Consider the following 24,147-nt stretch of genomic DNA (forward strand, 5'->3'; position numbering starts at 1 on the left):
GGTTTACGGCTGGGCAGTGAGCCGGCCATTGACTACCTGATAATTGCGCTGATTGTCCGGCCCGATCAGGGTGCTGGCCAGACTGTTGAAATCCAGCGGCAGGACAAGTGCCGAACGCTGTGGCTGGTAGCTGACGGCATCGTTCACATCACCGCTGCCACGATAGCGGGCGATCATTGGCCACGGATATACCGGGCGAGTCGCCTTGATTTCGTCCCACGGACGTGCCAGCGGACTGCTGGCCATGGGGGCCACGTGCAGGGTAGGTACACCCTGTGCAGACTTGCCCGCGGCAGGCAGATCCGCAGGTGGCGGACCAGCCATGAAGTCCGGGGCGGCATGGGCCAGCTTGCCGGCAAGCAGCGCAGCCGGGGCCTGTTGCAGCTCGGCCCAGGCCAGCAGCGGGCTGAGTACATCCACCTGATCATAACCATCGCCACCACCGCAGTGGCTGACACCCGGCAGTAAAAACAGCCGCATGAAGCTGTCGGTGGCAGCGGCACCCAGCTGTTGCTGCACCCCCTGGTAATAGGCCAGCGATACCGCCGGCGTGACCGAGGTATCCGCCAGACCATGCCACAAAATCAGCTTGCCACCATGCTGGCGGAAGGGCTGCAGATTGGTATTGGTGGCGTTGTACAGCGGTGCCAATTGCGCCAGACGCCGGAAGCTGTCGTCATCAAAACGCAGTTGCTGCAGATTGCCCATGGCCAGATCCACCTGCGGCAGGATCAGGTAGCTGATGGCCAGCGATGCAATATCATTGCTCATCGATTTGCCATGCGCACTGCTGGCCACCATCCACTGCAGTTCGGAGCCGGGCAGCACGCCGCCCATGGTCAGCTTGCGGCCAGCGGCATCCAGCGGGCCGTCATACAGCTTGCGTGCCACGGCCACCTCTTCGGCAGTCAGGCACTGGCTGCTGTCCCCGGCAGTGGCCGGACACTGTGCCCAGGCCGGGTCCACCTTGCAGCTGAGCGGGTCCTGCAGCAGGCCGTCCTTCACCCCGGAACCCTCGGCACAATGTGCCAGCACGGCACGGTGCAGGATGGCCAGCCGGCTTTGCAGCAGGATATTGCTGCCATCGGCACGCTGGTTGGCCACCACGTTCCAGCCGTGATACAGCGAGTTCTGCAGCTGAAACAGCGCGGCGGGAGCCCCGGCGGACACACCGTCAAAGTCGTCCGGATAACGCTGTGCTTCCATCAGCGCCTCGCGGCCACCATCCGAGCAGCCGACAAAATAGGCAAAGCGCGCCGGCTGGCCGTAAAAGGCGCGGATCAGTGCCTTGGCCACCAGCGCGGTCTGGTGATTGGCACGGTAGGCAAAGTCGATGCGCTGTTGCGGATCAGCCCCGAAGCTGGCCTGATCCGGCCCCATCATCGAACCCTTGTGGCCCATATCGTTCCCGGCCACCACAAATTCGCCGCTCAAGGCAGGCCCGCAACGCCCGGCATTGCTGATGCCCACCCGGGTCATGCCGCACAGGCCGCCACAGCCACCCTGCAGATAACGCTGGGTCCAGCCTTTCAGAGGCAGGTCCACCTCGAAGCCGATGCTGGGCGCAATATTGCCCTCCACCTTGCAGAATTCACCCTTGGGCGTGCTCACCACGCTGGCAGCACTGATGCTGACCGGCGCATCTGCCACGCCATCCAGCGTCTGGCTGCCCAGCGCACTGCAGCTGGTCAACGCCGGCAAGGCAGCCAAAGCCTGGTAGTCCGCGGCCAGTACTGCCTGCGGCAACAGACCGACACCCAGCAGGTACAGGCCATATAACAGGGCCAGCAGCCACATCATCATGTTCTTCACGTTTTGCACTCCTGAATGGCACACGCCATAAAGCGGCAATTATTGTCATTGCTCCTGCTGCTGACATGCGCATTTGCCACACTTTGCGCGACTTAACACACGTCCCCTGCCCGCCCCGGCACAGCCGGCAACGCCAGCGCCGCGGCCGGCTTCATAGCAATCTAGTCCAGCGCCAGTACCGCTGCCAGCACCGGCCCGTGCAAGGGCATAACACGGCAACGCAAGTTCACTTAATGGCAACGCGCCACCATCTCCCCTGCCCTAGATTAGCGTTTGCAATAACAAGAATTGTCACAACAACGCAGCCAATATCTACGATGGAGGAGAAACCATGCAGCAATCCACTCTCAAACTGAGCCTGGCCACCTGTGCCGTATTCACCGCACTGAACGCCCATGCCGACGACGGCACGGTCAGCATCTATGGCGTGATCAGCGCCTCGGTAGAATCGGTGGGCGCATCCGGCGGCACGGGCGGCACCAAGTCCACCACCACCCGTGTCACCGACAACAACTCGCGCATCGGCTTTCGCGGCAACGAGGACCTGGGCAATGGCGTGAAAGCCATCTGGCAGGTGGAATCCAGCCTGCGCAACTTCGAACAGGGCGGCAGCACCGACTGGGGCCAGAGTGCCACCCTGGCCACCCGCAACAGCTTTGTCGGCATGGCCAGCGAACAATACGGCCGCCTGCTCGCCGGCTACAACGACACGGTGTACAAATCGCTGGTGGGCAGCACCGCCGACTTTGGCATCGACGTGATGGCCGGCACCATTGCCGACAGCTGGGGCACCGGCCCGGGCTTTTACCAGCTGTTCAGCCGTGGTGAAACCCGCCTGAAGAATTCGGTGCACTACATCTCGCCGCTGCTGTCCGGCTGGCAGGGTGGCGTGTCCTATGGCGTGGACGAAACCCAAACCAACAACACCAACCGCAGCCGCCTGAGCCTGGCGGTGAAATATGGCGATGGCCCGTTCAAGGCCGGTTTCGGCTGGGACCGCCAGTTTGATACTGCTGGCTACGAGCAAAGCAATTCCGGCACCGCCGCCGCCGGCAAGCATGTGGACTTTGCCAAGCTGCTGGCACAATGGACCTTCAGCAGCACCGGCACCCTGCTTGGTGCGGGCGTGGAGCGTGGCAGCTACCAGTTGGCTAGCGGCGGCCAGACCCAGACCCAGACCGGCTGGACCGTTGGCGTCAGCCAGCCCGTAAACGAACGCTTTGCCCTCAAGGCGTCCTACAGCAAGCTGGGCAGCCTTAACAATGCCAGCAATGCCGACGACTACAAGGCCACGCAGTGGGTGCTGGGTGCCACTTATGCCGCCACCAAGCGCACCAGCTTCTACACCTATGCCACCCGCCTGAGTAACGGCGCACTGCAAAACGCCAACTTCGGCTTCAGCCCGCTGACTACCGGCACCAATGCCAGCAGCACCGTGGTACTGGCCAATGGCAACACCCTGCACAGTGTTGGCGTGGGTATGTCCACATCCTTCTGATGCACCACATGGCTGCTACGGCAGCCACGGCAATTTCACGGCTGGCAGCACTGCCAGCCGTTTTTCATGCGGCTGTCGACAAATGTAAATCCGGGTAAAGAAGATCAAGCCGACCGCGCTTTCGTCGATACCTCTTATAAATGCAATAAGGAATCCAACCATGTTTCTGGGCGCAGTCGGTTCATTCATCAGCACCTCCGGCGGGGCCTTGCTCAAGGCGGGCTCCTCCGTGGTCACCGAAGCCGCCTCCATTGTCGAGGCCCATCCCATGCTGGCAGCTGCCGCCATCGGTGTCGGCATCTATGAATACGTCAGCAACCCCAGCCACCTGGGCAATTCGGTCGATACCAAGGCCTGACGCCCACGCCGCCCGGCCCCACATCCCGGCCTTGCCGTTTCTGTACCGCCCTGTCCAAAAAAATGCCACCCCGCAGGGTGGCCAATACAGAGAGTGACGCTTACGCCAGGCAGGCACGCACACCACCGGGATATTGACCGAACCCGACATGGCCTTGATAGTGCCTTTGCTGCTGATGGCACGGCTCCGCACCGGGAAGTCCATTTCCTGCAGGGTTTTTACGTCGCGCACTCCGGCGACGATGCGCACATGATTTTCTGGCAGCCCAGCAACTGCCGGCTGCATTGCCTCAAACGGCCCGCGCGAGAAGATAGAAACCAGTCTGTACGCTGTACCGCACCGGGCTAAAACCGTATTTTGGCGAGACCATCATCAGTGCCTATGAAGTGAATGCCCGGAAGACCGACCCGATGCTGATCCACCACGCGCTGCGCCTGTTGGCTGTCGCCCCCGGCGATTGTCTGCGAGTGGAAGACAGTGCCTCCGACATTACCGCCGGGATTGCCGTGGCAGACATACAGCGGAATGACGACATCGCAGCACAATTTGCCGGGCAGATTGCCATTTTCCCTGACCAGCCCCAGCTGGCAGCCGCCTTGGGGCTATCTACCGGCACCAGCAACACACGGAAGCAAACCTTCCCCCGATGGCCCAAACAATAATCCCGTGCCAAACCGCCCATCACCAATCTGTGATTACCACTCACAAACGGGGATAGGGGCCCGCATCACAGCCCCCGTGCCGCTACGCATTTGCCTACCTTCATTGCCTTAGTCAGCAACGATAAGCCCACCATAAACATGTCTTTTGACTAGGCCTGTCAGTAAAACTGGCTGAACAGACATTGCCGGTTAGTTTTTCGCCCAGTCTAATGCCGCCTCCAGCTCCACCAGCGCGAGGGGTCACCACGGCATGCCGACACTTGCAAAGCAACAACAACCCTTATTGCCAATCTGGACATGTCACCCTTGCGCTGCATGGCACATCACCATCTTACCTACAGCCAGAGCCCAGCCCATGCAAAATCCTTACCAGTTAGCATTCCCGTCCCGCTTCAAGCTTGCGCTATCGGTTTATGAATTTCACATTGAAGAAGCACTAGATAGACCATACCAACTGACCATATCGGTAACGATGGCAGAGCGTGATCTGGCCTTGGCCCGCCTGATTGGCCAGCCGGTCACTTTCACCATCGCGCCGCAGTTGAGTACGCCGGCCCTTGCCATTCCAGGCCTAGCCACGCTCCAGACCAATCCGGAAGGAGAACGCTGCTGGCACGGGGTCATCCGCCATGCCCAGCGCGGCCGTAGCACAGCAGAAGAAACGCTGTATACCTTCGAAATCAGCCCACGCATTGCCCTGCTGGAAGATGGCCAAACCACCCGCCTGTTCCAAAACGCGACGGTCGCGCAGGTGATTGAAGCGCTATTGCGCAAACATGCGCTAGATGGCACCGATTTCAGTTTCAACCTGACCGGTGTACAAGCCTCATACGAACACATCACCCAATTCCGCGAAACCGATCTGGCCTTCCTATCCCGCATTGCCGCCCATGCCGGCATCTTCTACCAGTTCACCCAGGCCAAGGATGGTAAGGAAGTCATCCAGTTTGGTAACAACCTCGAACATTACTGTCGGGGAAACCTGAACGACATCGAGCTGAAGGAACATACAGGACTGGAAAGTGTCGGGACGGAGGCCATCACCGAACTCACCATTCGCCACCGCCCGATGCTGAAAACCACGCGACGACGCAATTTCAACGACATGACGGCCAGTACTCCACTGGATGGGACAGCAGGATTTAGCGTAGACGTTCCTGCTGCGTACGGCGAAGACTATGAGTGGGGCGATGGCAACCGGGACAAAGATGAATCCGACCGGGTAGCGCAGCTACGTCACCAACTGTCCGTCAGCCGGCAATGCATCGCCAGCGGCAAGGGCAATGTGTGCCGGCTTCGACCAGGCGAAGTGCTACGCCTGACTCGACCGTTTGCAGATGCCCCATATGGCTGGCTGATCACGGCGGTGATACATCGTGGCCGCCGTGACCAAGCCTATGAAAACACTTTTGAGGCCATCCCTTCAGACCGCATCTGGCGTCCTGCCTTGCTCCCCAAACCGCGCATTCACAGCACCCTGCCCGCCATGGTGGTGAGCCCCGGTAATAACAGCTACCAATACCCCTTCATCGACGAGCATGGCCGCTACCGCGTGCGCTACCTGTTTGATCTGGACAAATGGAGCCCCGGTGGAGACTCACGCGCCGTCCGTCTGGCCAAACCGTTTGCAGGCGGGCAATTCGGTTTCCACATGCCTATCCACGCCGGCACCATCGTCAACCTGGCTTTTAGCGATGGCGACCCCGACGCGCCATACATCGCCTCCATCACCCATGACAGCACCCACCCGGACCATATCACCACGCAATGGAACAGCCGCAACGTCATCCGTACCAAGGCCAACAACAAGCTGCGCATGGAGGACTTGCAAGGCAAACAGCACATCAAGCTGGCCACCGAGTACGGCAAGGCCCAACTGAATATCGGCCACCTGGTGGATGCCACACGCCAGCAACGCGGAGAAGGGTTTGAAATCCGTACCGACCACTGGGGTGCCATCCGCGCTGGCAAAGGCCTGCTCATCAGCGCCGAAGCCAAATCCGTTGCCGCCACTGCGCAACTGGACATGGCTGCAGCGCTGCATCAGCTGGAACAAGCCAACCGGCTGGCCAAAGCCCTGGCCGATGCCGCGACCACCGCCCAGGCCCTGCCGCCGGATGTCCAGGCCCAGGTCGACCTGCTACAGCACTCGCTCAAACAACTGGCACAGGCCGGCATCCTGATGAGCGCCCCGGCCGGCATCGGCCTCACCACCCCGCAAACCATCCAGCAATCCGCAGGTGCCAGCTATGCCGTCACCGCCGGACAGCACATCAGCCACGCCGCACTGGGCGACATCCGCAGTAATGCCAACGGTGCCATCAGCCTGTTTGCCCGCAGCGGCGGCGCACGTCTGTATGCCAACCAGGGCAGCGTGGATATCCAGGCACAAGGCGGCCCGCTAGCGGTGTCCGCCGCCAAAGCACTGCGGCTGAACAGCAACCAGCACATCAGCGTGGCCGGGCACGACAGCATCGAACTGGCAGCCGGCGGCCATGGCATCCGCATCAGCGCCAAGGGGGTTGAAGTGTTTGGGGATATCAAGCTGCACGGCACGCTGAGTAATGAGGGGAAGGCGGGGCTGGAGCACGAAGACGACAGCTTTCCGCAAACCGATTTACTGCCAAACAAAGGCCTTTCACTTTAATGACGGAGTGACCGATGAATATCAGCCCACCCACCCTGAAGCAGGCCCAGCATGAGATGCCGGACAGCGAATGGCTAAACGCCTTATTACCCTCCACCACCCTGGGTGGCTATCCGGTAACCAGCCAATTCGAGTGGCACGGCGGCATGCATGTGCAACTCTCCGGCAGCGGTGAACAAAACAATGTCCGTGCCATCGCCAATGGCTATGTCATTCATTACCGAGACTGTGGCCCTGGCGAACTGAATCCGGATGAAGACTCGCCCTTACGACGAAATGGCCTCGACACCCCCGGCTGCGTGGTGATGCGCCATGAAACAGAAATAGGCAGTGGCCGGGATGGATACGTTGTTTTTTATTCGGTTTATCAAAACCTCGGCAAATTAAGCCCGGAAGTGATGATTGCATTCCAGCAGGGAAAAATACTGGCCCGCAAGCAAATCATCGGCAAAGCGGGCTATACCGGCGGGATGAGCGGTTTTCATTTTGAAATATTTTGCAATACCGAAAACCTGCGAAGGCTGACCGGGCGCACATCCGGCAAGCTGGACTTAAGTAAAAACGGCAGAGAAAACATCATCTTTGGCGATAGCCATTTTTACATTCCGCAAGGAACACCCTACTACAGCGGAGACAAGGCCCCCAAAGGCCAGAGCAGACCAGCGGGCACCACCACGCAAGACCTGTACGTCACCATGGAAATTGGCCACCACGCCGCGACACTGACCACCCGTATTTTAGAAAACGGTAGTTTTACACCGCTGCCAAACAAAACAATCCCGCCTTACTGGAAAAACTATGATACTGAGATGTATGAAAATGCGAAAAATTTGAATAAAGACATTCCAGAGGCAAGCTTAAGCACGATTTATGAATATCTTCGTTACGGTCGCCTGATTTCAAAGAGCCACAACCGCGAACTTCCGGTGCACGCGCGCATTTACCACCAAATCACCACGCCACAAGGCCTATTCTGGATCAATATTCGTGACGAAAAAATCAAGAAATACAGCGATGCAGACTTTCCACACTGGCTGGGCTGGCATTTCGTAGATGACGACAAAACCCGTGACGGACTATGCCATTCCGCCTATATCCAGCAGCTGTTACTCCCCAAGGAACAAGAAAGAACCAAGCAAAAACTGCTCTCGGCATTTTCTGCCAAGACAAACACACTATCCAGATTAATTTGCCAATTCAAAAGCGAGTGGGATGGCACAAAAATTGACGAACGCTATGGCTGGATGAAAAAGGAGAGCTACCTCAATCCTAAATCCGAAATCATGTCTGACAAGGCCTTTGATCTGTTAAAAGAAAAAATAAAAATACTGTGTTTCTGGCAGAAAATAAAGAACAGAACCGGGGTAATGACCCACAAAATGTACTACCCGAATGAAGAAACGCATTACGACCGAACACTGAATGACAACATCTGGCACTTCCACCCACGTGAATTTATCCAGACATTTCGCAAGTGCAAATGGTTTGGCAGCTTCGAAATGGAAAACATCTTCATCCCGATAATAGATAAAAGCAGGCCGGAAATTACACCACAACACCTGATTACCACATATAAAAATGCCATCAATCAAACAGTGAGCAAGTATGGCTTTGACATTGGCAGACAAACCATCCATTTTTTTGGACAAGGCTGTGTCGAATGCGCACAACTGATTAATATGACCGAAGTAGCTCAGTATCAGGATTACAACAAAAAAATAGGGCTAGGCTTGGTAAAAGAATCCTTGCAACAGTATGAAATAGACCATGGATACTGGTGGGGGCGTGAAGCCAATGAAAAATCAGCATACTACGCCAGAGAAAGATACAACAGCAAAGGGAAATTAATAGCAAGCGGCTATAATTGGCGCAATGGCAATCTTGATGGTGACGATGCGCAAAAATTTAGAGGTCGCGGTTTCAAGCAGCTAACAGGTCTTGAAAATTATTCTAAGTATTGGATTTTCAGAGCGTGGCTTGATAAAACTCTCTTCGACGACAACTGGAGCAGCGACCCAGCATACCGCGCAAGAAACAAGTCCAAGATGAAAATGAAACCACCCAATATTGAAAACCCAGAATTATTATCAATCAATACATACGATTGCATCGATAGCGGAGGCTTCTATTTATCGTGCATAAGACATGAAGCAAAACTTACAATGACTCGCATTGACAAATCAACAATCAAAATTGTAACAAAGTTAATCAATGGCGGACATATAGGCTTACCTGAAAGAGAGAGCCATACATATCGCATCAACTACGTAATAGGAGATGAAATTGCAATACCAGAAAATTTTTCACACGTGAAATATGCAAACCGCTTCGGCTTTGCCGTCAAAGAAAGACATGAACATGAAAAAATCAAGTAAATTTAATTGCCACTCCATTTTATTATTTACGACAATGATATTAACAATCAAATCACATGCAACCACCATCAATCTTGAAAGCAAGCCAAGTTTAAAAATAATAAGCACAATATCATCAACAAATCATGAGCTATATATTAATTTAGACAAAATAACGTGCAAAATTAACTATCCATACAGAACAGATGCATTATCTGCAAGATTATCTTCAGATAATGAATTTATTATTATTAATAACGGAGCATTTGCAAGCATAGGCGACTTGAAGATATGCACCAAAAACGGAATATATTTAAAAGATACTTTTAAAAACAACTCCATCACTCAAGACATCAATAAAAACACAAATTTATTAGTATTTTATATAGACCCAACCATAGGAATGTACGATAAGAAAAGTAAATATAGCTATATCGCAGGAGTAATTATCAATAAAGCAATAAATGGATATGGTACCCTTCCAGATCCATTAAAAATAAATCAAAAACAATTTTTCTCATACGATAGAAGTTCCAATGTAGATTTAGATCGCTCTCTTTTTGCAGGCCCTTATGATAAAGCATTTTTCTCACCGGATGGAAAATATCTCGCATTAAAATCCAGCGCCATTTCCTGCAAGAAAGGTGCCTACCCTGGCGTATTTGAAACAACCCACTGGAAACAAGTTATTTTTAATGGACCAGATAGCAATAAAAAATGCCGGGCATTATTCCCACAACTGAAGTGACGTAAATTTTCATAAAAATATACCCTGCACGAAATCGGGACGCTATCGACGCACCAAAAAATTTTAAAGCAGATATATATGCCAAGAGATTTGGCTTTGCACTCAAGGAGAAATAAAATGCATGGCGCGTTCCAATTTACCACCAAACTATTTTCATTGTTAATAATATATTGCGTTATGGTTAATAGTTCTCATGCGGCAACCATTTCGATTGATGGTTTAGATGCTTTGGTTTTAAAAAAAAACTGAGTTATCTTCCGGAGAAGATGTCAATCTGAATATCATTTACAATGGAAATGTTTGCACATTCCCCAAGACAATATTTTTGACTTCTGCAAAAATATCATCCGACAAAAAATTTGTTATTTTAAATAATAAGCTATTTTTAAATTGGAGAGATATCAAATCTTGCAATTTAAACACTGATACAATCGGTCAATTAAATATTAATCCTGATTATTATAATATTGAAGACATCAACGAGCAAAACAATCTAATAGCTTTGTATGTGGACCCTTTATTTGGGTGGCCATATGCAGCTAAAAGAAGTGAAAAATTTACGCTCATGGCCGCACTGGTAGACATGAAAAATCTATCCGAAATTATTTCAATTAAAAAGAAACCATTTTACAATGAAAATCGCACAGACTCGATAGAATTAGATAAACATTCATTTATCAATGCCCTTAGCACTGACAAGGCTTTTTTCTCACCGAATGGAAAATATCTCGCATTAAAATATAGCGCCATTTCCTGCAAGAAAGGCTCCTACCCTGGCGTATTTGAAACCACACACTGGAAACAGGTGATTTTTAATGGCCCTGATAGCAATAAAAAATGCCGGGCATTATTTCCACAACTGAAGTGACATACTTTCACAAATCGATATGCTCTGCGTAAGCCCAAAAAAATGCCACCCCGCAGGGTGGCCAATACAGAGAATGACGTTTACGCCAGCAAACGTCAGTCGAGATATCTGAGTCCGGCCTTGGCCAGCGGCTCGCGCATTGCATACATGTCCAGGCCCAGCACGCCGGAAGCCAGCTTGGCGCGTTTTTCGCCCTCGAACGATTCGCGCTTTTGCGCCGCCGCCAGCGTTTCCACTGCACGGGCGGCCGGTACGCACACCACGCCGTCGTCGTCCGCCACAATCACATCGCCCGGATGTACCAGCATGCCGGCGCACACCACCGGGATATTCACCGAGCCCAGCGTGGCCTTGATGGTGCCTTTGCTGCTGATGGCGCGGCTCCAGACCGGGAAGTCCATTTCCTGCAGGGTTTTGACGTCGCGCACGCCGGCGTCGATGATCAGCGCCCGCGCGCCGCGTGCCTGGAAGCTGGTGGCCAGCAGGTCGCCAAAGTAGCCGTCGGTGCATTCCGAGGTGACGCCTGCCACCACGATGTCGCCCGGCTGAATCTGTTCTGCCGCCACGTGCAGCATCCAGTTGTCGCCCGGTTGCAGCAGCACGGTGACCGCGGTGCCGGATACCTGCTTGCCGGCAAAGATGGGGCGCATATAGGGCTTGAGCAGGCCAACGCGGCCCATGGCTTCGTGCACGGTGGCCGAGCCGAGGGCTGCCAGCGCATCGGCGGCGGCGCGGTCGGCGCGGGTGATGTTGCGGTATACCACTCCGAGTTCGTACATGGTGTTGTCTTCCTTAATCTGTTTTATCTGCCAGGTGAACAAAAGCCCTGGGTGTCAGCGGGGCTTTTGCCAGCCTTACCGGCCGCGGGCTTTCAGGGCCGCATCCAGTCGCGGATACACGCGTCGGGCATTGCCTTCAAAGATTTGCTGCCGCTCGGCATCGCTCAGTGCTGCCGCTTCGATGTAGCGCTTGGTGTCGTCGTAGTAGTGGCCGGTTTCCGGGTCGATGCCGCGTACCGCGCCAATCATTTCGCTGGCAAACAGCACGTTGTCCACCGGGATAACCTTGGTCAGCAGGTCGATGCCCGGCTGGTGGTAGACGCAGGTGTCAAAGAAGATGTTGTTGAGCAGGTGGTCCTTGAGCAGCGGCTTTTTCATTTCCTGCGCCAGCCCGCGGAAGCGGCCCCAGTGGTAGGGCACGGCGCCGCCGCCGTGCGGAATGACAAAGCGCAGCGTGGGGAAATCGCTAAACAGGTCCGAAGTCAGGCATTGCATGAAGGCGGTGGTATCCGCGTTCAGGTAGTGCGCGCCGGTGGTGTGGAAGGCACAGTTACAGCTGGTGGACACGTGCACCATGGCCGGAATGTCGTACTCCACCATTTTTTCGTAGATGGGGTACCAGTGGCGGTCGGACAGCGGCGGGCTGGTCCAGTGGCCGCCGGACGGGTCCGGGTTGAGGTTGATGCCGACAAAGCCGTAGTCCTTGATGCAGCGCTCCAGCTCCGGGATGGAGGTGGCCGGATCGACACCGGGCGACTGCGGCAGCATGGCCGCACCGATGAAGTGCTCGGGGAACAGCTGGCTGACGCGGTAGCACAGTTCGTTGCAGATGGCCGCCCAGGTGGACGAGGTGTTGAAGTCACCGATGTGGTGGGCCATGAAGCTGGCGCGCGGGCTGAAGATGGTGAGGTCGGAGCCGCGCTGCTTCATCAGCCGCAACTGGTTGCTTTCGATGGTGTCGCGCAGCTCGTCGTCGGAGATCTTCAGCTCGGAGGGCTTGGGGCCCAGTTCGGGCGTGGAGAGGTTGTCGATCTGGCGTTTGCGCCAGTCTTCCAGCGCCTTGGGAGCGGTGGTGTAGTGACCGTGGATGTCGATGATCATGGTGTGATTCCTTGTTGTCTGGCCGCCGCCCAGCGGGCAGCGGCACTGCAATACTCAGCCCTGCTTGTTCTGATCCCAGGCCAGCGCGCCAGCATCCTTGCCGGTGACCGAATACAGCGCACCCGGTGCATTGCGGGTGGCCTGGAACTGCTCCAGCGTCTGGCCACGCATGGCGGCGTAAATGTGCAGATTGGACACGCCAACCACCGCACCCAATTTTTCCAGACCGAAGAAAATCACGCCGTAGCGGATCAGCGCATCCCAGTCGCGTCGTTCCAGCATGTCGGCTTCCTCGGCCGTCAAGCCGGCCTTGGCATAGGCAGCTTGCGGGTCGTTCAGGAACAGCGCACGGTGTGCCGGATCAATCATGTCGCGCAGGAACTTGTTGAGGCGATAGGTGCGCAGGCTGGCTGCCAGCGTGAACGGATGGGTGCCGGTGAGCTTCTCCGCCCCGGCCAGCTCGCGTTCCATGGCGTGGCGCAGGTCGGCCGTGCGTGGCTTGGGCAACGGCAGGCTGGCGTTTTCGTAAATGGCGGTGGCAATGCCGGTCATCGACGGCAGATAGTAGGTCTGGTGGATTTTCTTCACCTGTGAGGACAGCGCGCCGCGCATGATCAGCCACATGATGACTTCCGCGCCTTCCACCCCGCCCAGCTCGGCGTAATCGGCCAGGGTCAGCCGGGTGAGTGCCTGCGGGTCTTTTTCGAACAAGTCGAGGAACTGCAAATCCCACTCCGGGTTATTGAAGCCGCAACGGGCGCCATGTACCTGGTGCGACAGGCCGCCGGTGGCGACGATGGCCACTTTCAGGTCTTCCGGATAGCTTTCGATGGCATCGCGCAAGGCCTTGCCCAGCTTGTAACAGCGCGCGGCGGATGGCACCGGAAACTGCAACACCCCCACGGCCAGCGGCACGATGGGTACGTCCCAGTCGCTATTGCCGTTGTTGAGCATGGACAGCGGCGACAGGCAGCCATGATCCAGCTTCTTGTCCTGGAAGAAGGACATGTCGAACTCGGCGGCCATCAGGCTGGCACCGATATGGCGCGACAGCGCGGCATGGCCGGCTACCGGCGGCAGGTCGCGTGCGCCGCCGCCCTCGTCCGCCACGTCGTAGCGCTGGTCTATGCCCAGGGTGAAGGCGGAGTAATGGTCGAAGAAGAAAGACGTGACATGGTCGTTGTAGATCATGAACAGCACGTCCGGCTTTTTCTCTGCCAGCCAGGCCTTGACCGGGGCAAAGGCTTCGAAGATGGGTGCCCACACCGGGTCGTCCTGCTTGTTGCGATCCACCGCAAAACCGATGGTTGGGGTATGGGAACAGGCGATGCCGCCAATGATGGTTGCCATATCAGGTCTGCCTTCTTGCGTATGTCAGAAACCGGCGCTACACGTGGCAGCGCCGCTTGCTTGTATAAATGGAATGAATGATCAGGCTTGTGTGCGGGCTTGCAGGCTGCCAGCCAGAATGGACGCAGCGGCAATCACCGCCGGCACCGCCAGCGCCAGGAAGATGGACTCGAAGCCCCAGCCCAGGCTGAGCAGCACACCGCCAATGGACGAACCCAGAATGCTGCCCAGACGGCCCACCCCCAGCATCCAGCTGACGCCGGTAGCGCGGGCCATGGTGGGATAGCAGCCCGGTGCATAGGCGTTCAGGCCGGTTTGCGCACCGCTCAGGCAGAAGCCGGTGGCCAGGATGGCCAGCACGATCCAGGCCGAATTCAGGCCGCTGCTACCCAGTACCACCAATGCCACGCCACCCAGCAGGTAGGATGCGCTGATCACGCGGCTGGGCTTGATACGGTCCATGGCAAAACCCACCACGATGGCACCCACGGTGCCACCCAGCTGGAACATCGCCGTCAGGGTGGAGGCGCGGTCAATCGAGATGCCTGCGTCTTTCATCATGGTGGGCAGCCAGCTGGTGGTGAGGTAGATCACCAACAGGCCCATGAAGTAAGTCAGCCACAGGCTGAAGGTTTTCAGCGCATAGCCTTGCGAAAACAGCACACCCAGTGGCTGCTTGGCGCTGACCGGCGCTTCTTGCGACACGAACACCTGGTAGCTGTCCAGCTTCACCTGGCACACACGGGAGAGCAGCGGACGCACACGCTCGGCCGGGGCACCCTTGCCCACCAGATAACGGGCGGATTCCGGCAGCAGGAAAAACATGAAGGGCAGCAACAGCAGCGGCATCAGGCCGCCAAAGGTCAGCACGGCCTGCCAGCCAAAGCGCGGGGTCAGCCAGGCGGCGGCAAAGCCGATGGCGGCCGAACCCAGGTTGAAACCGGTAAACATGGTGGCAATCACCGAGGAGCGGATGCGCTCCGGAATGTATTCCGAAATCAGCGTGGTGGTATTGGGCATGGCCGCACCCAGCGCCAGGCCAGTGACAAAACGCAGCGCCGCCATGGACTGCGGCGTAGTGGCATGCGCGGTAGCCAGCGTGGCCAAGCCGAAACCCAGCACCGAAGCCAGCAACACTTTGCGCCGGCCAAACCAGTCAGCCGAAGAGCCGGCCAGCAAGGCACCCACGGCCAGGCCGATAGGCGCAGCGCCCATCACCACGCCAAAGGCCGGGCGCGAGATATGCCACTCACCCAGAATGCTGGGCGCGACAAAGCCCATGATGGCCACATCCATGCCATCCACGGCGACAATCAGGAAACACAACACCACCAGCCCCCACTGGAAGGCTGACATCTTGCGCGCGTTGATGAAGGCACGCACATCCAGTACTTCTGCCTGATTCATGAATCTCTCCTCCAAATGCGTTGTTGCATTGTTGTAATACGGCGAACGTTGGGCGCAGATCGAGCCGCGTCCTATGGTTTTTTTATCTTTTGAAACACTGGCCCGATCAGGCCGGGTAAGGCAGCAGTACCTGGCCACGGAACAGCGGCCGGGCGGTGCGTATCAGCGCCACCGCGGGTGCTGCGTCTGGCTGCGCTGTCAGGCGGATGGTGAATTCACCGGTGGGGTGCTCCACCGAGATGGCCGCGCTGCCGCCATCCAGCACCGCCAGACCGCCGGCAACGCTGGCCGCGTCGGCACAGGCGGTGGCGACGGAAGCCGCACCCAGCACGCCGATGGCGTCATGGCACTTTTTCGGGATAAAGGTACGGGTATGAATGGCCCCGCCGGCAATCGGCGCGGCAATCAGCGTCATCTTGGGCACCACGCGCTCGCTGACATCGCCCAGGCCCATACGCGGGCCGACAGCCAGGCGGATGGCTTCCAGCTCGCGCTTGAAGCTGTCATTGGCATCCAGCTCGACCGGGCTTTCATAACCGGTAATGCCCAGGTCGGCAGCACGCAGCAGCACCACCGGCATGCCGTTGTCGATGCAGCTGACCGCCACGCCGCCCACCACGTCCTGTGCCTGCCCGGTGGGATAGAGCGCGCCGCAGGAGGAACCGGCCACATCGGCAAACTGCAGTTCGATGGCGGCAGCACTGCCGGGAACGCCACTGATGCGGGTGTGGCCTTGGTAGCTCACCTTGCCGCCCGGCGTGGGCAGCACGGCCTGGCACAGTGATTTGGTATTCACCATGTGGATGCGCACGCGGGTTTCGCCATCGGCGCAGGGCAGCAAGCCCTCCTCCAGCGCAAACGGGGCGACGGCAGCCAGGATATTGCCGCAGGTGGGGGCGTAGTCGATGCGCTTGGCACCGATCACCAGTTGGCCGAACAGGTAGTCGATATCGGCATCGTCCCGGCTGGAGCGAGAGATGATGGCGATCTTGGTGGTCAGCGGATGGGCACCGCCAATGCCGTCGATCTGCCGGGTGTCGATTCCGTCCATGGCGGCCAGCAGCAGGCGATCGCGCTCGGCCGGGTCGGCCGGCAGATCAGCCGCGTGAAAAAAGGCCGCCTTGGAGGTGCCGCCGCGCATCCACACACAGGGCAGCGCCTGCAAGCCAGCATAAGACTGTGTCGATTCCATGTTTCTCCTCCGCGTTGTCTGGGCCAACTGCTTGTTGTGCCAACAATATATGCGGAGGAAAGACGGGCGACTTTGCCCCTTCGTGACCGTGCCTTCTCATTTTGTGAAAGCCGGCGTTCAGGAATGCATGCCGGCAGATAGCCGGTGAGCAGGCTCAGGGCAGCAGATTGTCGCCGCGATTGATGTGGTGGGCGGCGCGGTGCAAATGGGTAAGCAGATGGCGCACCACCGGGGCCAGCGCCAGCTCCTGGCGCAGGATGGCACCTACTTGCAGCGGCAGGCCGGGTTCGGCCAGCGCGATGGGCGAAACATAGCTGGCCAGCCAGGACTGGCGGGCAATCTGCCGGGGCAGCAAGGCCACGTAGTCGCCGGTGGACACCAGCGACAACAAGGCCAGGGTGGAGTTGACCAGCGCGCCTTGCTGCGGCGCCTCCAGGCCATTGCGTTCGAACAAGGCCCGCGCATAGCCCGCACGGTGGTCGGTGCCGGTATACACCCAGGGTGCAGCTTGCAAATCCTGTAGCGAGCGGGCCTCCAGCCAGCGGCTGCCCTTGCGCGCCGCCGGAATCATCTCGGTGTGCAGCAGGGGTTCGACATAAAACTCCCCGGCAGCCAGATCATCCGGAATGCCGCCGACGGTGATGTCCACCTCGCCGGTGCGCAGCTTTTGCAGTTGCGCCACATACAGCTCCTCGCTGATGCGCAGCTGGATTTGCGGAAACTCGCGCACAAAGGTGCGCATGGCTTCGGGGATCAGCAGCATCACCGCCAAGGGCACCGCGCCGATATGCAGCTTGCCCACCATGTGGCCGCCGATCTGGCTGATTTCATCGGCAGCGGCCTCCAGCTCGTGGCGGGCGCGCACCGCCCGTTCATACAGCACCCGCCCTTGCGCGGTAGGCAACACCCCGCGTGAGGAGCGCAGCAGCAGGGGCGCGGCCAGTTCCAGCTCCAGCTCGCGAATCATCCGGGTGAGCGCCGGTTGCGAGCAGCCGATTCGGCGCGCTGCTGCACGCATGCTGCCCTCTTCCACCGCGGCTATCAGCGCGGCCAGTGTTGCCAGTTTCATTGCATCCCCTTCGGCAGGTGCTTCTGACTTGTCATTCCGGCGATCAGGAAAGCTGATCACAGACACGGTTTTGACATCTGCATCGAATAGCACCATAGCCGCAGAATGTGCGCCAAAGCAAAAAAACATGCCGGTCCGCAGCGGGTGCGCCAGAGAAACACCGGGCGGTCACGGCCATTGCATCGCTGGAGGAGAGACTCATGAACCACCCTGCCGCCAAGCCGGACCGGGATGAGGTGTTGCGCTATCTGCGCGTGTTTTTGTCGGTAGCCCATACCGGCAGCGTCACCCGTTCGTCCGAGCAGATATTCAAGGCCGCCTCGGCCATCACCCGCGCACTCACCCAGCTGGAAGACTTGCTGGGTGTCAGCCTGTTCGAGCGCCGCCCGCGCGGCATGCTGCTCAATGCCTATGGCGAAGCCGTGCACCGCCGTGCGCTGCGCATTCACAAGGAAATCCAGCAGGCAGCCACCGGGCTGTGCCAGTTTCGTGGCAGCCGTATCGACCCGACTCCGCTGACCCAGCTGTTACTGGGTGGCAACAAGCTGCGTATTTTTGTCAGCCTGGCCGAACATGGTCAGTTGTCCCCGGTCTGCCAGCAGCTGGGGCTGAGCAAATCCGGCATCAGCATGTCGCTGGCACGGCTGGAAGAAGCGGTCGGCCAGCCGCTGTTCCGCCGCATGACCCAGGGGCTGGTGGTGACCGAGGCTGGCGAGCAGCTGCTGCTGCATGCCAAGCGCGCCTTTGCCGAGCTGCGTCATATCGAGGCCGACCTGTCCGCCCTGCGTGGCAGCCTGTACGGCACCATTACCGTGGGCGCGCTGCCGCTGTGCCGCACCAGCCTGCTGCCACTGGCCATTGCCCGGCTGTTGCAGCGCTATCCCGGCCTGAAGATCAAGACCAGCGAAAGCCCGTTTGCCGAACTGGCCCGTGGCCTGCGCTGCGGTGACATAGACTTCATCTTCGGCGCCTTGCGTCAAGGCAATGAAGCGGCACCGTTTTACAGCGAAGCGCTGTTTCAGGATCAGGTGGGTATTTTCTGTCGCCGTGGCCATCCACTGGCTCGCCTGCAACGCACGGTAAGGCTGGCCGAGCTGCAAGGCGCAGGCTGGATACTACCGCGTGAAGAATCCCCTGCGCGCCAGGCGCTGATCAAGGCATTCCAACGCGGCGGCCTGCCGTCGCCCGAACCTTCGGTGGAAAGTGGCGATCTGGCGGTGGTGCGCCAGTTGCTGGCACACAGCGAGCTGCTGACCGCCTGCTCCGCCCACCAGCTGCATGTGGAAATTGCCAGCGGGGCCATCGTGCCGCTGGCGGTGGATCTGGGAGATACCCGTCGCAGTATCGGCATTAGCCAGCGGCTGGGCAGCTCTGCCTCACCAGCTATCGAAGCCTTGCTGGAGGAAATCCGCCAGCTATGTGCAGATCTGCCAGATGAAGCCATGGCGGCCTGAGCCGTCCACTGCGACATCTGCGGCAATGAAAAAGCGCTGCCGGTTTGACCGTGCAGCGCTTTTTTCGTGACCGACACCATCCGCACCCAGGTGGCCTAAGGCAGCAGCAGGGTTTTGTTAGCCGCGCTATACCAGCCGCTCGTGGAAATCCGCCTCACCATGCCGCCAGTAAGCCGCTACTTTCACCCCTTCACGCGGCAGCTGTTTTTCTTCCAGCAACACCGCGCGTGCCTGACGCATCAGCCCGCCCTCGCCCGCGCACCAGGCAAAGCCATGGCCCTCCGGCACTGGCCAGTTGCGCAGCGCCGCCAGCAAGGCGGCGTCATCACCCACCTGGACAATGTGCCATGCCGGCTGTTGCGGCAGGCTCCAGGCGTCGGCACTGTCACCGCGCAGCAGCAGCACCTCGACGTGGGCGCTGGCGGGCAGCTCGGCCAGACGGCGACGGATGGCCGGCAGGGACGAAGCATCGCCCACCAGCAAATGCCAGTCCTGCTGCGCCGGGATGATCATCGAACCCTTGGGCCCGGCAATAATGGCCTGCATGCCCTCGGCCGCCTGCCCTGCCCAGCTGGCAGCGGCACCATGGCCGTGCAGCGCAAATTCCAGTGTCAGCTCGCCCTGCTCTGCCGTAGCGGCCAGCGGTGTATAGTCACGCATCACGGTATTGCCGGCGGCATCCTGGAAAATGAACTTGATGTGGTCGTCGAAAGACTGCGACTGAAAGCCCGGCAAGCTGTCGCCGGCAAAGGTGATGCGGGCAAAGCCGTCGCCGCTGTGCTCTACCTTGCGCACGGTGACATTGCGCTTGGCCAGTTCATATCTGACCCGTTCGATGCGGTGTTGCGGCAAAATAGTGGTCATGGCGACTCCAATTGATTGATAATATCACCTAATATGCAAAATAAAGTTGACCTTGTCAACAATGTTGACGACACCGCCGAGCAGATTTTCGAGGCCATCCACACCCTGATGCATCAATACCGCTCGCAGCAGTTTGCCGCGATTCGTGACGATGCACTGGGACTGACCCATATGGAAGGCAAGGTGCTGGGCTATTTCTGCCGCTATCCAGGCAGCACCCAGAGCGACCTCGCCCAGCACTCCGGGCGCGACAAGGCCCAGCTCACCCGGCTGATTGCCCGACTGAAGGAAGCCGGTCTGCTGGAAGCCAAGGCCGACGAGCGCGACCGCCGCAGCATGCGACTGTACCTGACCGCTGCCGGGCAGACGCTGCATACCACCTTGCACCAGCAAGGGCGTCAGCTGGCAGCGCGCGCCATGCAGGGTGTGCCGGCAGAACAGGCGGCCAGCCTGCTGCAGGCACTGCAGCAAATCCGCCACAATCTGGAGCAGGAAGCAGGCAAATCCTGAACGCCAAGCAAAACGGCCCTGCGGGGCCGTTTGGATTTGGAGACAAAAACCAGCGCCGACTCAGCTCTTGGGCAGGCCGGGCGGGTTGGTGCGGGATTCGCTCACCGCTTCGGTACTCAGGCCCCAGCGGCTGAGGACTTTGGCGTAGTTGCCGTTGGCAATCTGGCTATTGATGATTTTGCTGATGGCCGGGGCCAGGCCGGAATCCTTGCGCGTGGCCACCGCGATATCCGCCGTCAGCGGCCAACCGCCGGAGAAGGTACCAGCCAGACGCACCTTGCCGGTGCGCGCCGCTTCCAGTGCGTAGATGGCATTGGGGCCCAGCCAGGCATCGGCGCGGCCGGACTGCAGCGCTACCCGCGCCACGGCCTCATCGTCAAAATACAGTGCCTGCAACGGTTTCAGGCCGGCAGCCTCGTTTTTCTTGTTCCATTCCAGCAGGATCTGCTCCTGATTGGTACCCGCGCCCACAATCACCTTCAGCCCGGCGGTGTCCTTGGGCGCATTGATTTTCAGCTTGCTGCCTGCCTTGGTGTAAAAGCCGAGCAAGTCCTTGCGGTAGGTGGAGAAATCAAATTTCTCCTTGCGCGCTTCGGTAACGGTGACATTGGAAATCACCGCATCGTACTTGCCGGACTGCAAGCCCAGCGGCCAGTCGGCCCAGGCCACGTTGACCAGTTCCAGCTTGCGGCCCAGGCCATCGGCCACCAGGCGCGAGATGTCCGGGTCGGCACCGATGATGGTTTTCGAGTCGCTGGCAAAACCGCCAATTGGCAGAATGCCGCCAGCAATGGCCACCACCAAGGTCTTGTCCTTGACGAAGCGGACGTCCTTGGACAGCAGTTTGATGGCCTCTGGCACCGGACGGCCCTTGGGCTGGCCTTTTTGCTCCGGGCTCAGGTCGATGCTGCTGGCGGCATGGCCAAACAGCGGCGCCAGCAGGGCCAGGCTGAGTGCGGCCAGTACGGTACGGCGCGGCAGATGGGTGTTACGCGACATGATGCTTTCCTTGTTATGGTCGTGACGGTGTGTGAAATTGTTTTATCGATGGCCCTAGAGCACGCGGGCCAGGAATTCGCGGGTGCGCTGCTGCTGCGGTTGACGCAATACCTGTTCCGGGCTGCCACTTTCCACGATGCGGCCTTGCTCCATGAACACCACGGTATCGGCCACTTCACGGGCAAAGCCGATTTCATGGGTGACAATCAGCAGCGTGGTGCCAGAGCGCGCCAGCTCCTTGATGACATCCAGCACTTCCTGCACCAGCTCCGGGTCCAGCGCCGAGGTGGGTTCGTCAAACAGCAGCACCTTGGGGCGCAGCGCCAGCGCACGGGCAATGGCCACACGCTGCTGCTGTCCGCCGGACAGCTGGCGCGGCCAGGCATCGGCCTTGTCGGCCAGCCCTACCCGCTTGAGCAGCAGGCGCGCCTGGGCTTCGGCCTCGGCCCGGCTCAGGCCGCGCAGCGCGATGGGCGCTTCAATCAGGTTTTGCAATACGGTGAGATGGGGAAACAGGTTGAAGTGCTGGAACACCATGCCCACTTCCACGCGGCGTTGCAGGATGTCCTTTTCCTTCAACTCGTGCAGCGAGTGGCCCTGCTGGCGATAGCCGATCAACTCCCCGTCAATGGCAATGAAACCGCTATCCACCCGTTCCAGATGATTGATGCTGCGCAGCAAGGTGGACTTGCCCGAACCGGACGGCCCGATGATGACGGTGACGCTGCCGGGCGGAACGGTCAGCGACACCGCATCCAGCACCTGCTGATGGCCATAGCGCTTGCTGACTGCATGGATGGCGACTTCCCCGCCCTTGACTGCGGGTATGTCGGTCAGCGCAGCAGGCGCTGTCACCGTGGCCGCGCCGCTGGCGCTGACAGGCCACCAGCGCTGGCGGGCACGCTGCCACAACGACTGCGGCTGCTGACGCAGCGCGCCACGCGCATAGTGCCGCTCCACCTGCACCTGCACCGTGGACAGTACGGTGAGGATGATCAGGTACCACACGGTGGCCACCATCAGCAGCGGAATCACTTCCAGATTGCGGTGGTACACCACCTGGATGGTGTAGAACAGCTCCGGCAGCGCCAGGATGTAGACATTGGCCGTACCCTTGGCGAGCCCAATGATGTCATTGAAAGCGGTAGGCAAAATGGTGCGCATGGCCTGCGGCAGCACGATGCGGAAAATCTGCCGTCCGCGTGGCAGGCCCAGCGCGGCCGCGGCTTCCAGCTGGCCCTGCTCCACCGACAAGATGCCGCCACGGATGATTTCCGCCGAGAATGCCGCCTGGTTCAGGCTCAGGCCCAGCACCGCTGCGGCAAAGGGGCTGATCAGCTCGGTAGTGGAATAACTGAACCAGTTGATGCCGGTATACGGCACACCGATATTGATGGTTTCGTATAGATAACCCAGGTTGTTGAGGATAAGCAGCAGCACGATCAGCGGAATGGAGCGGAACAGCCAGATATAGCTCCACGACAGGCTGGCCAGCAGCGGCGAGCGCGACACCCGCGCCAGCGCCAGCACCGTGCCCAGCGCCGAACCCAGCACCGTGCCGATGGCGGTCAGCAGCAAGGTGCGGCCCAGGCCTTCCAGCACCGGGGCGGCCAGAAACCACTCGGCAAACACCGCCCAGCCCCAGCGCGGATTGGTGGCCACCGAACTGATGATGGCAGCCAGCAGCAGCACGGCCAGCACGCTGCCGGCAATGCGCGCCGGGTAACGCGCCGGGATGATGCGCAGCCCGGCATAACGGTTGCTGCCGCCGGTTTCTGCCGCTGCTGGCTCGTTTGCCTGCCGTGGCAGCGGGTGCGGATGACTGAAGGCGATTTCGCCGACTTCGGTAATTTCACTCATGATGTCTTGTCCTGTGCAAAAGCCGTGGTGGGTGGTCGGCAAGCAAGTCAAAGCGGTTTCAAACGGCAATGCCGGCCAGTTCCGTCCAGTGGGCAGCATGGGATTGCGCGCTGGTCTGACGTGGCACTGCCTTGGTAAACGGCAGGGTGCGCAAGGCTTCCAGATCCCCCTGCGGGTCGAACTGCGCCTGATAGCCATGACGCAGGTAGAGCCCGACCGCCTCGGGCTGGCGGCAACCGGTGGTCAGGTAAATCTGGCGGTAACCCTGGCGCTGGCATTGCGCTTCCAGCTCCTGCAACACCAGCCCGGCCAGCCCCTGACGGCGGAACTGGCTGTGGGTCCAGATGCGCTTGAATTCGGCGGTGTGCTCATCCAGCCGCTTGAAGGCCCCGCCGGCAATCGCCTGCCCCTGCCGCAGCAGCAGCAGGAAGTTGCCGTGCGGCGGCGCAAAGGTTTCCGGCGGATAGCGCCGCATTTCTTCAGCCGCACCGCCGGGGCTGAACAGATTGCCGTAGCGTGCGTCGTATTCCTGCGTCAGCTCGGCCAGCATCACGCTGGCGCGCGGGTCGGTGGTGGTGGTGTAAACAAAGTAGTCACGCATGTGCTCGGTCCATT

Annotated in this window: 21 protein-coding genes and 2 pseudogenes; 9 read left to right on the forward strand and 14 right to left on the reverse strand. The window is 58.8% G+C overall.

Features of this window, described 5'->3' with window-relative positions; translation table 11 throughout:
* Positions 1-3: 3 nt before the first annotated feature.
* Positions 4-1,803: a tannase/feruloyl esterase family alpha/beta hydrolase gene (locus GSR16_RS10845; RefSeq protein ID WP_240902664.1), complete on the reverse strand. Its 1,800-nt coding sequence runs from the start codon at positions 1,801-1,803 to the stop codon at positions 4-6.
* 340 nt (positions 1,804-2,143) lie between these two features.
* Between GSR16_RS10845 and GSR16_RS10850 the strand changes: the two genes are divergently transcribed.
* Positions 2,144-3,310, forward strand: a complete 1,167-nt coding sequence (locus tag GSR16_RS10850) for a porin (protein WP_159877270.1) — start codon at positions 2,144-2,146, stop codon at positions 3,308-3,310.
* A gap of 15 nt (positions 3,311-3,325) precedes the next feature.
* Here the strand turns inward: GSR16_RS10850 and GSR16_RS10855 are convergent, their stop codons facing one another.
* The gene (locus GSR16_RS10855; RefSeq protein ID WP_159877272.1) at positions 3,326-3,499 is read right to left on the reverse strand and encodes a hypothetical protein; all 174 of its coding nucleotides are present in this window, start codon (positions 3,497-3,499) and stop codon (positions 3,326-3,328) included.
* Between GSR16_RS10855 and GSR16_RS21160 the strand changes: the two genes are divergently transcribed.
* Positions 3,471-3,668, forward strand: a complete 198-nt coding sequence (locus GSR16_RS21160; protein ID WP_167522548.1) for a hypothetical protein — start codon at positions 3,471-3,473, stop codon at positions 3,666-3,668. The two genes, GSR16_RS10855 and GSR16_RS21160, sit on opposite strands and share 29 nt — an antisense overlap.
* 174 nt (positions 3,669-3,842) lie before the next feature.
* Here GSR16_RS21160 and GSR16_RS21410 read toward each other — a convergent pair.
* Positions 3,843-3,953 (reverse strand): annotated as a pseudogene (locus tag GSR16_RS21410) (hypothetical protein); the annotation flags it as partial.
* 101 nt (positions 3,954-4,054) lie between these two features.
* On the opposite strand from GSR16_RS21410, the gene GSR16_RS10865 reads away from it, so the two are divergent.
* From GSR16_RS10865 to GSR16_RS10885, 5 genes are all read left to right on the forward strand, one after another.
* A complete protein-coding gene (locus GSR16_RS10865; RefSeq protein ID WP_338024025.1) occupies positions 4,055-4,330 on the forward strand; it encodes an HAD family hydrolase in 276 nt (91 codons plus the stop codon).
* 355 nt (positions 4,331-4,685) lie between these two features.
* A complete protein-coding gene (locus GSR16_RS10870) occupies positions 4,686-6,977 on the forward strand; it encodes a type VI secretion system Vgr family protein (RefSeq protein ID WP_159877276.1) in 2,292 nt (763 codons plus the stop codon).
* A 14-nt stretch (positions 6,978-6,991) separates the two neighbouring features.
* Positions 6,992-9,352: a M23 family metallopeptidase gene (locus GSR16_RS10875; protein WP_159877278.1), complete on the forward strand. Its 2,361-nt coding sequence runs from the start codon at positions 6,992-6,994 to the stop codon at positions 9,350-9,352.
* Positions 9,336-10,079 carry a hypothetical protein gene (locus tag GSR16_RS10880; RefSeq protein ID WP_159877280.1) on the forward strand — a complete coding sequence of 248 codons (744 nt, stop codon included), beginning with the start codon at positions 9,336-9,338 and terminating at the stop codon, positions 10,077-10,079. Before GSR16_RS10875 ends, GSR16_RS10880 begins: the two co-directional genes overlap by 17 nt.
* 325 nt (positions 10,080-10,404) lie before the next feature.
* The gene (locus GSR16_RS10885; RefSeq protein WP_159877282.1) at positions 10,405-10,947 is read left to right on the forward strand and encodes a hypothetical protein; all 543 of its coding nucleotides are present in this window, start codon (positions 10,405-10,407) and stop codon (positions 10,945-10,947) included.
* A 95-nt stretch (positions 10,948-11,042) separates the two neighbouring features.
* Here the strand turns inward: GSR16_RS10885 and ligK are convergent, their stop codons facing one another.
* From ligK to GSR16_RS10915, 6 genes are all read right to left on the reverse strand, one after another.
* Positions 11,043-11,726, reverse strand: coding sequence for a 4-carboxy-4-hydroxy-2-oxoadipate aldolase/oxaloacetate decarboxylase (gene ligK / locus GSR16_RS10890; RefSeq protein WP_159877284.1), 684 nt, complete (start codon positions 11,724-11,726; stop codon positions 11,043-11,045).
* A 75-nt stretch (positions 11,727-11,801) separates the two neighbouring features.
* Positions 11,802-12,827: an amidohydrolase family protein gene (locus GSR16_RS10895; protein WP_159877286.1), complete on the reverse strand. Its 1,026-nt coding sequence runs from the start codon at positions 12,825-12,827 to the stop codon at positions 11,802-11,804.
* A 54-nt stretch (positions 12,828-12,881) separates the two neighbouring features.
* The gene (locus GSR16_RS10900; RefSeq protein WP_159877288.1) at positions 12,882-14,177 is read right to left on the reverse strand and encodes a gallate dioxygenase; all 1,296 of its coding nucleotides are present in this window, start codon (positions 14,175-14,177) and stop codon (positions 12,882-12,884) included.
* A gap of 81 nt (positions 14,178-14,258) precedes the next feature.
* Positions 14,259-15,584 carry an MFS transporter gene (locus GSR16_RS10905; protein ID WP_159877290.1) on the reverse strand — a complete coding sequence of 442 codons (1,326 nt, stop codon included), beginning with the start codon at positions 15,582-15,584 and terminating at the stop codon, positions 14,259-14,261.
* 106 nt (positions 15,585-15,690) lie between these two features.
* Positions 15,691-16,776, reverse strand: coding sequence for a 4-oxalomesaconate tautomerase (locus tag GSR16_RS10910; protein WP_159877292.1), 1,086 nt, complete (start codon positions 16,774-16,776; stop codon positions 15,691-15,693).
* Positions 16,777-16,930: 154 nt separating this feature from the next.
* Positions 16,931-17,845, reverse strand: coding sequence for a LysR family transcriptional regulator (locus tag GSR16_RS10915; protein ID WP_159877294.1), 915 nt, complete (start codon positions 17,843-17,845; stop codon positions 16,931-16,933).
* 200 nt (positions 17,846-18,045) lie between these two features.
* On the opposite strand from GSR16_RS10915, the gene GSR16_RS10920 reads away from it, so the two are divergent.
* Positions 18,046-19,299, forward strand: coding sequence for a LysR family transcriptional regulator (locus GSR16_RS10920; RefSeq protein ID WP_159877296.1), 1,254 nt, complete (start codon positions 18,046-18,048; stop codon positions 19,297-19,299).
* A gap of 126 nt (positions 19,300-19,425) precedes the next feature.
* Here GSR16_RS10920 and GSR16_RS10925 read toward each other — a convergent pair whose 3' ends face one another.
* On the reverse strand, positions 19,426-20,163 hold the full coding sequence (locus tag GSR16_RS10925; protein WP_159877298.1) for a siderophore-interacting protein: 738 nt from the start codon (positions 20,161-20,163) through the stop codon (positions 19,426-19,428).
* 33 nt (positions 20,164-20,196) lie between these two features.
* Between GSR16_RS10925 and GSR16_RS10930 the strand changes: the two genes are divergently transcribed.
* Entirely contained in the window at positions 20,197-20,673 is a 477-nt protein-coding gene (locus GSR16_RS10930) for a MarR family winged helix-turn-helix transcriptional regulator (RefSeq protein WP_159877300.1), read from the forward strand.
* A gap of 60 nt (positions 20,674-20,733) precedes the next feature.
* Here the strand turns inward: GSR16_RS10930 and GSR16_RS10935 are convergent, their stop codons facing one another.
* The 4 genes and pseudogenes from GSR16_RS10935 to GSR16_RS10945 all read right to left on the reverse strand — a co-directional run bounded on the left by GSR16_RS10935 (position 20,734) and on the right by GSR16_RS10945 (position 24,133).
* Positions 20,734-21,672: an ABC transporter substrate-binding protein gene (locus GSR16_RS10935; RefSeq protein WP_159877302.1), complete on the reverse strand. Its 939-nt coding sequence runs from the start codon at positions 21,670-21,672 to the stop codon at positions 20,734-20,736.
* 54 nt (positions 21,673-21,726) lie between these two features.
* Positions 21,727-22,470 (reverse strand): amino acid ABC transporter ATP-binding protein, encoded by a 744-nt coding sequence (locus tag GSR16_RS21055; protein WP_240902665.1) that lies wholly within the window; start codon positions 22,468-22,470, stop codon positions 21,727-21,729.
* Positions 22,471-22,689: 219 nt separating this feature from the next.
* A pseudogene (locus tag GSR16_RS21170) lies at positions 22,690-23,631 on the reverse strand (amino acid ABC transporter permease); the annotation flags it as partial.
* Positions 23,591-24,133, reverse strand: a complete 543-nt coding sequence (locus tag GSR16_RS10945) for a GNAT family N-acetyltransferase (RefSeq protein ID WP_159877306.1) — start codon at positions 24,131-24,133, stop codon at positions 23,591-23,593. The pseudogene GSR16_RS21170 and the gene GSR16_RS10945, both read right to left, overlap by 41 nt.
* Positions 24,134-24,147: the final 14 nt, after the last annotated feature.

The sequence above is a fragment of the Aquitalea denitrificans genome (genome assembly GCF_009856625.1).
In the GTDB taxonomy this organism is placed as follows: domain Bacteria; phylum Pseudomonadota; class Gammaproteobacteria; order Burkholderiales; family Chromobacteriaceae; genus Aquitalea; species Aquitalea denitrificans.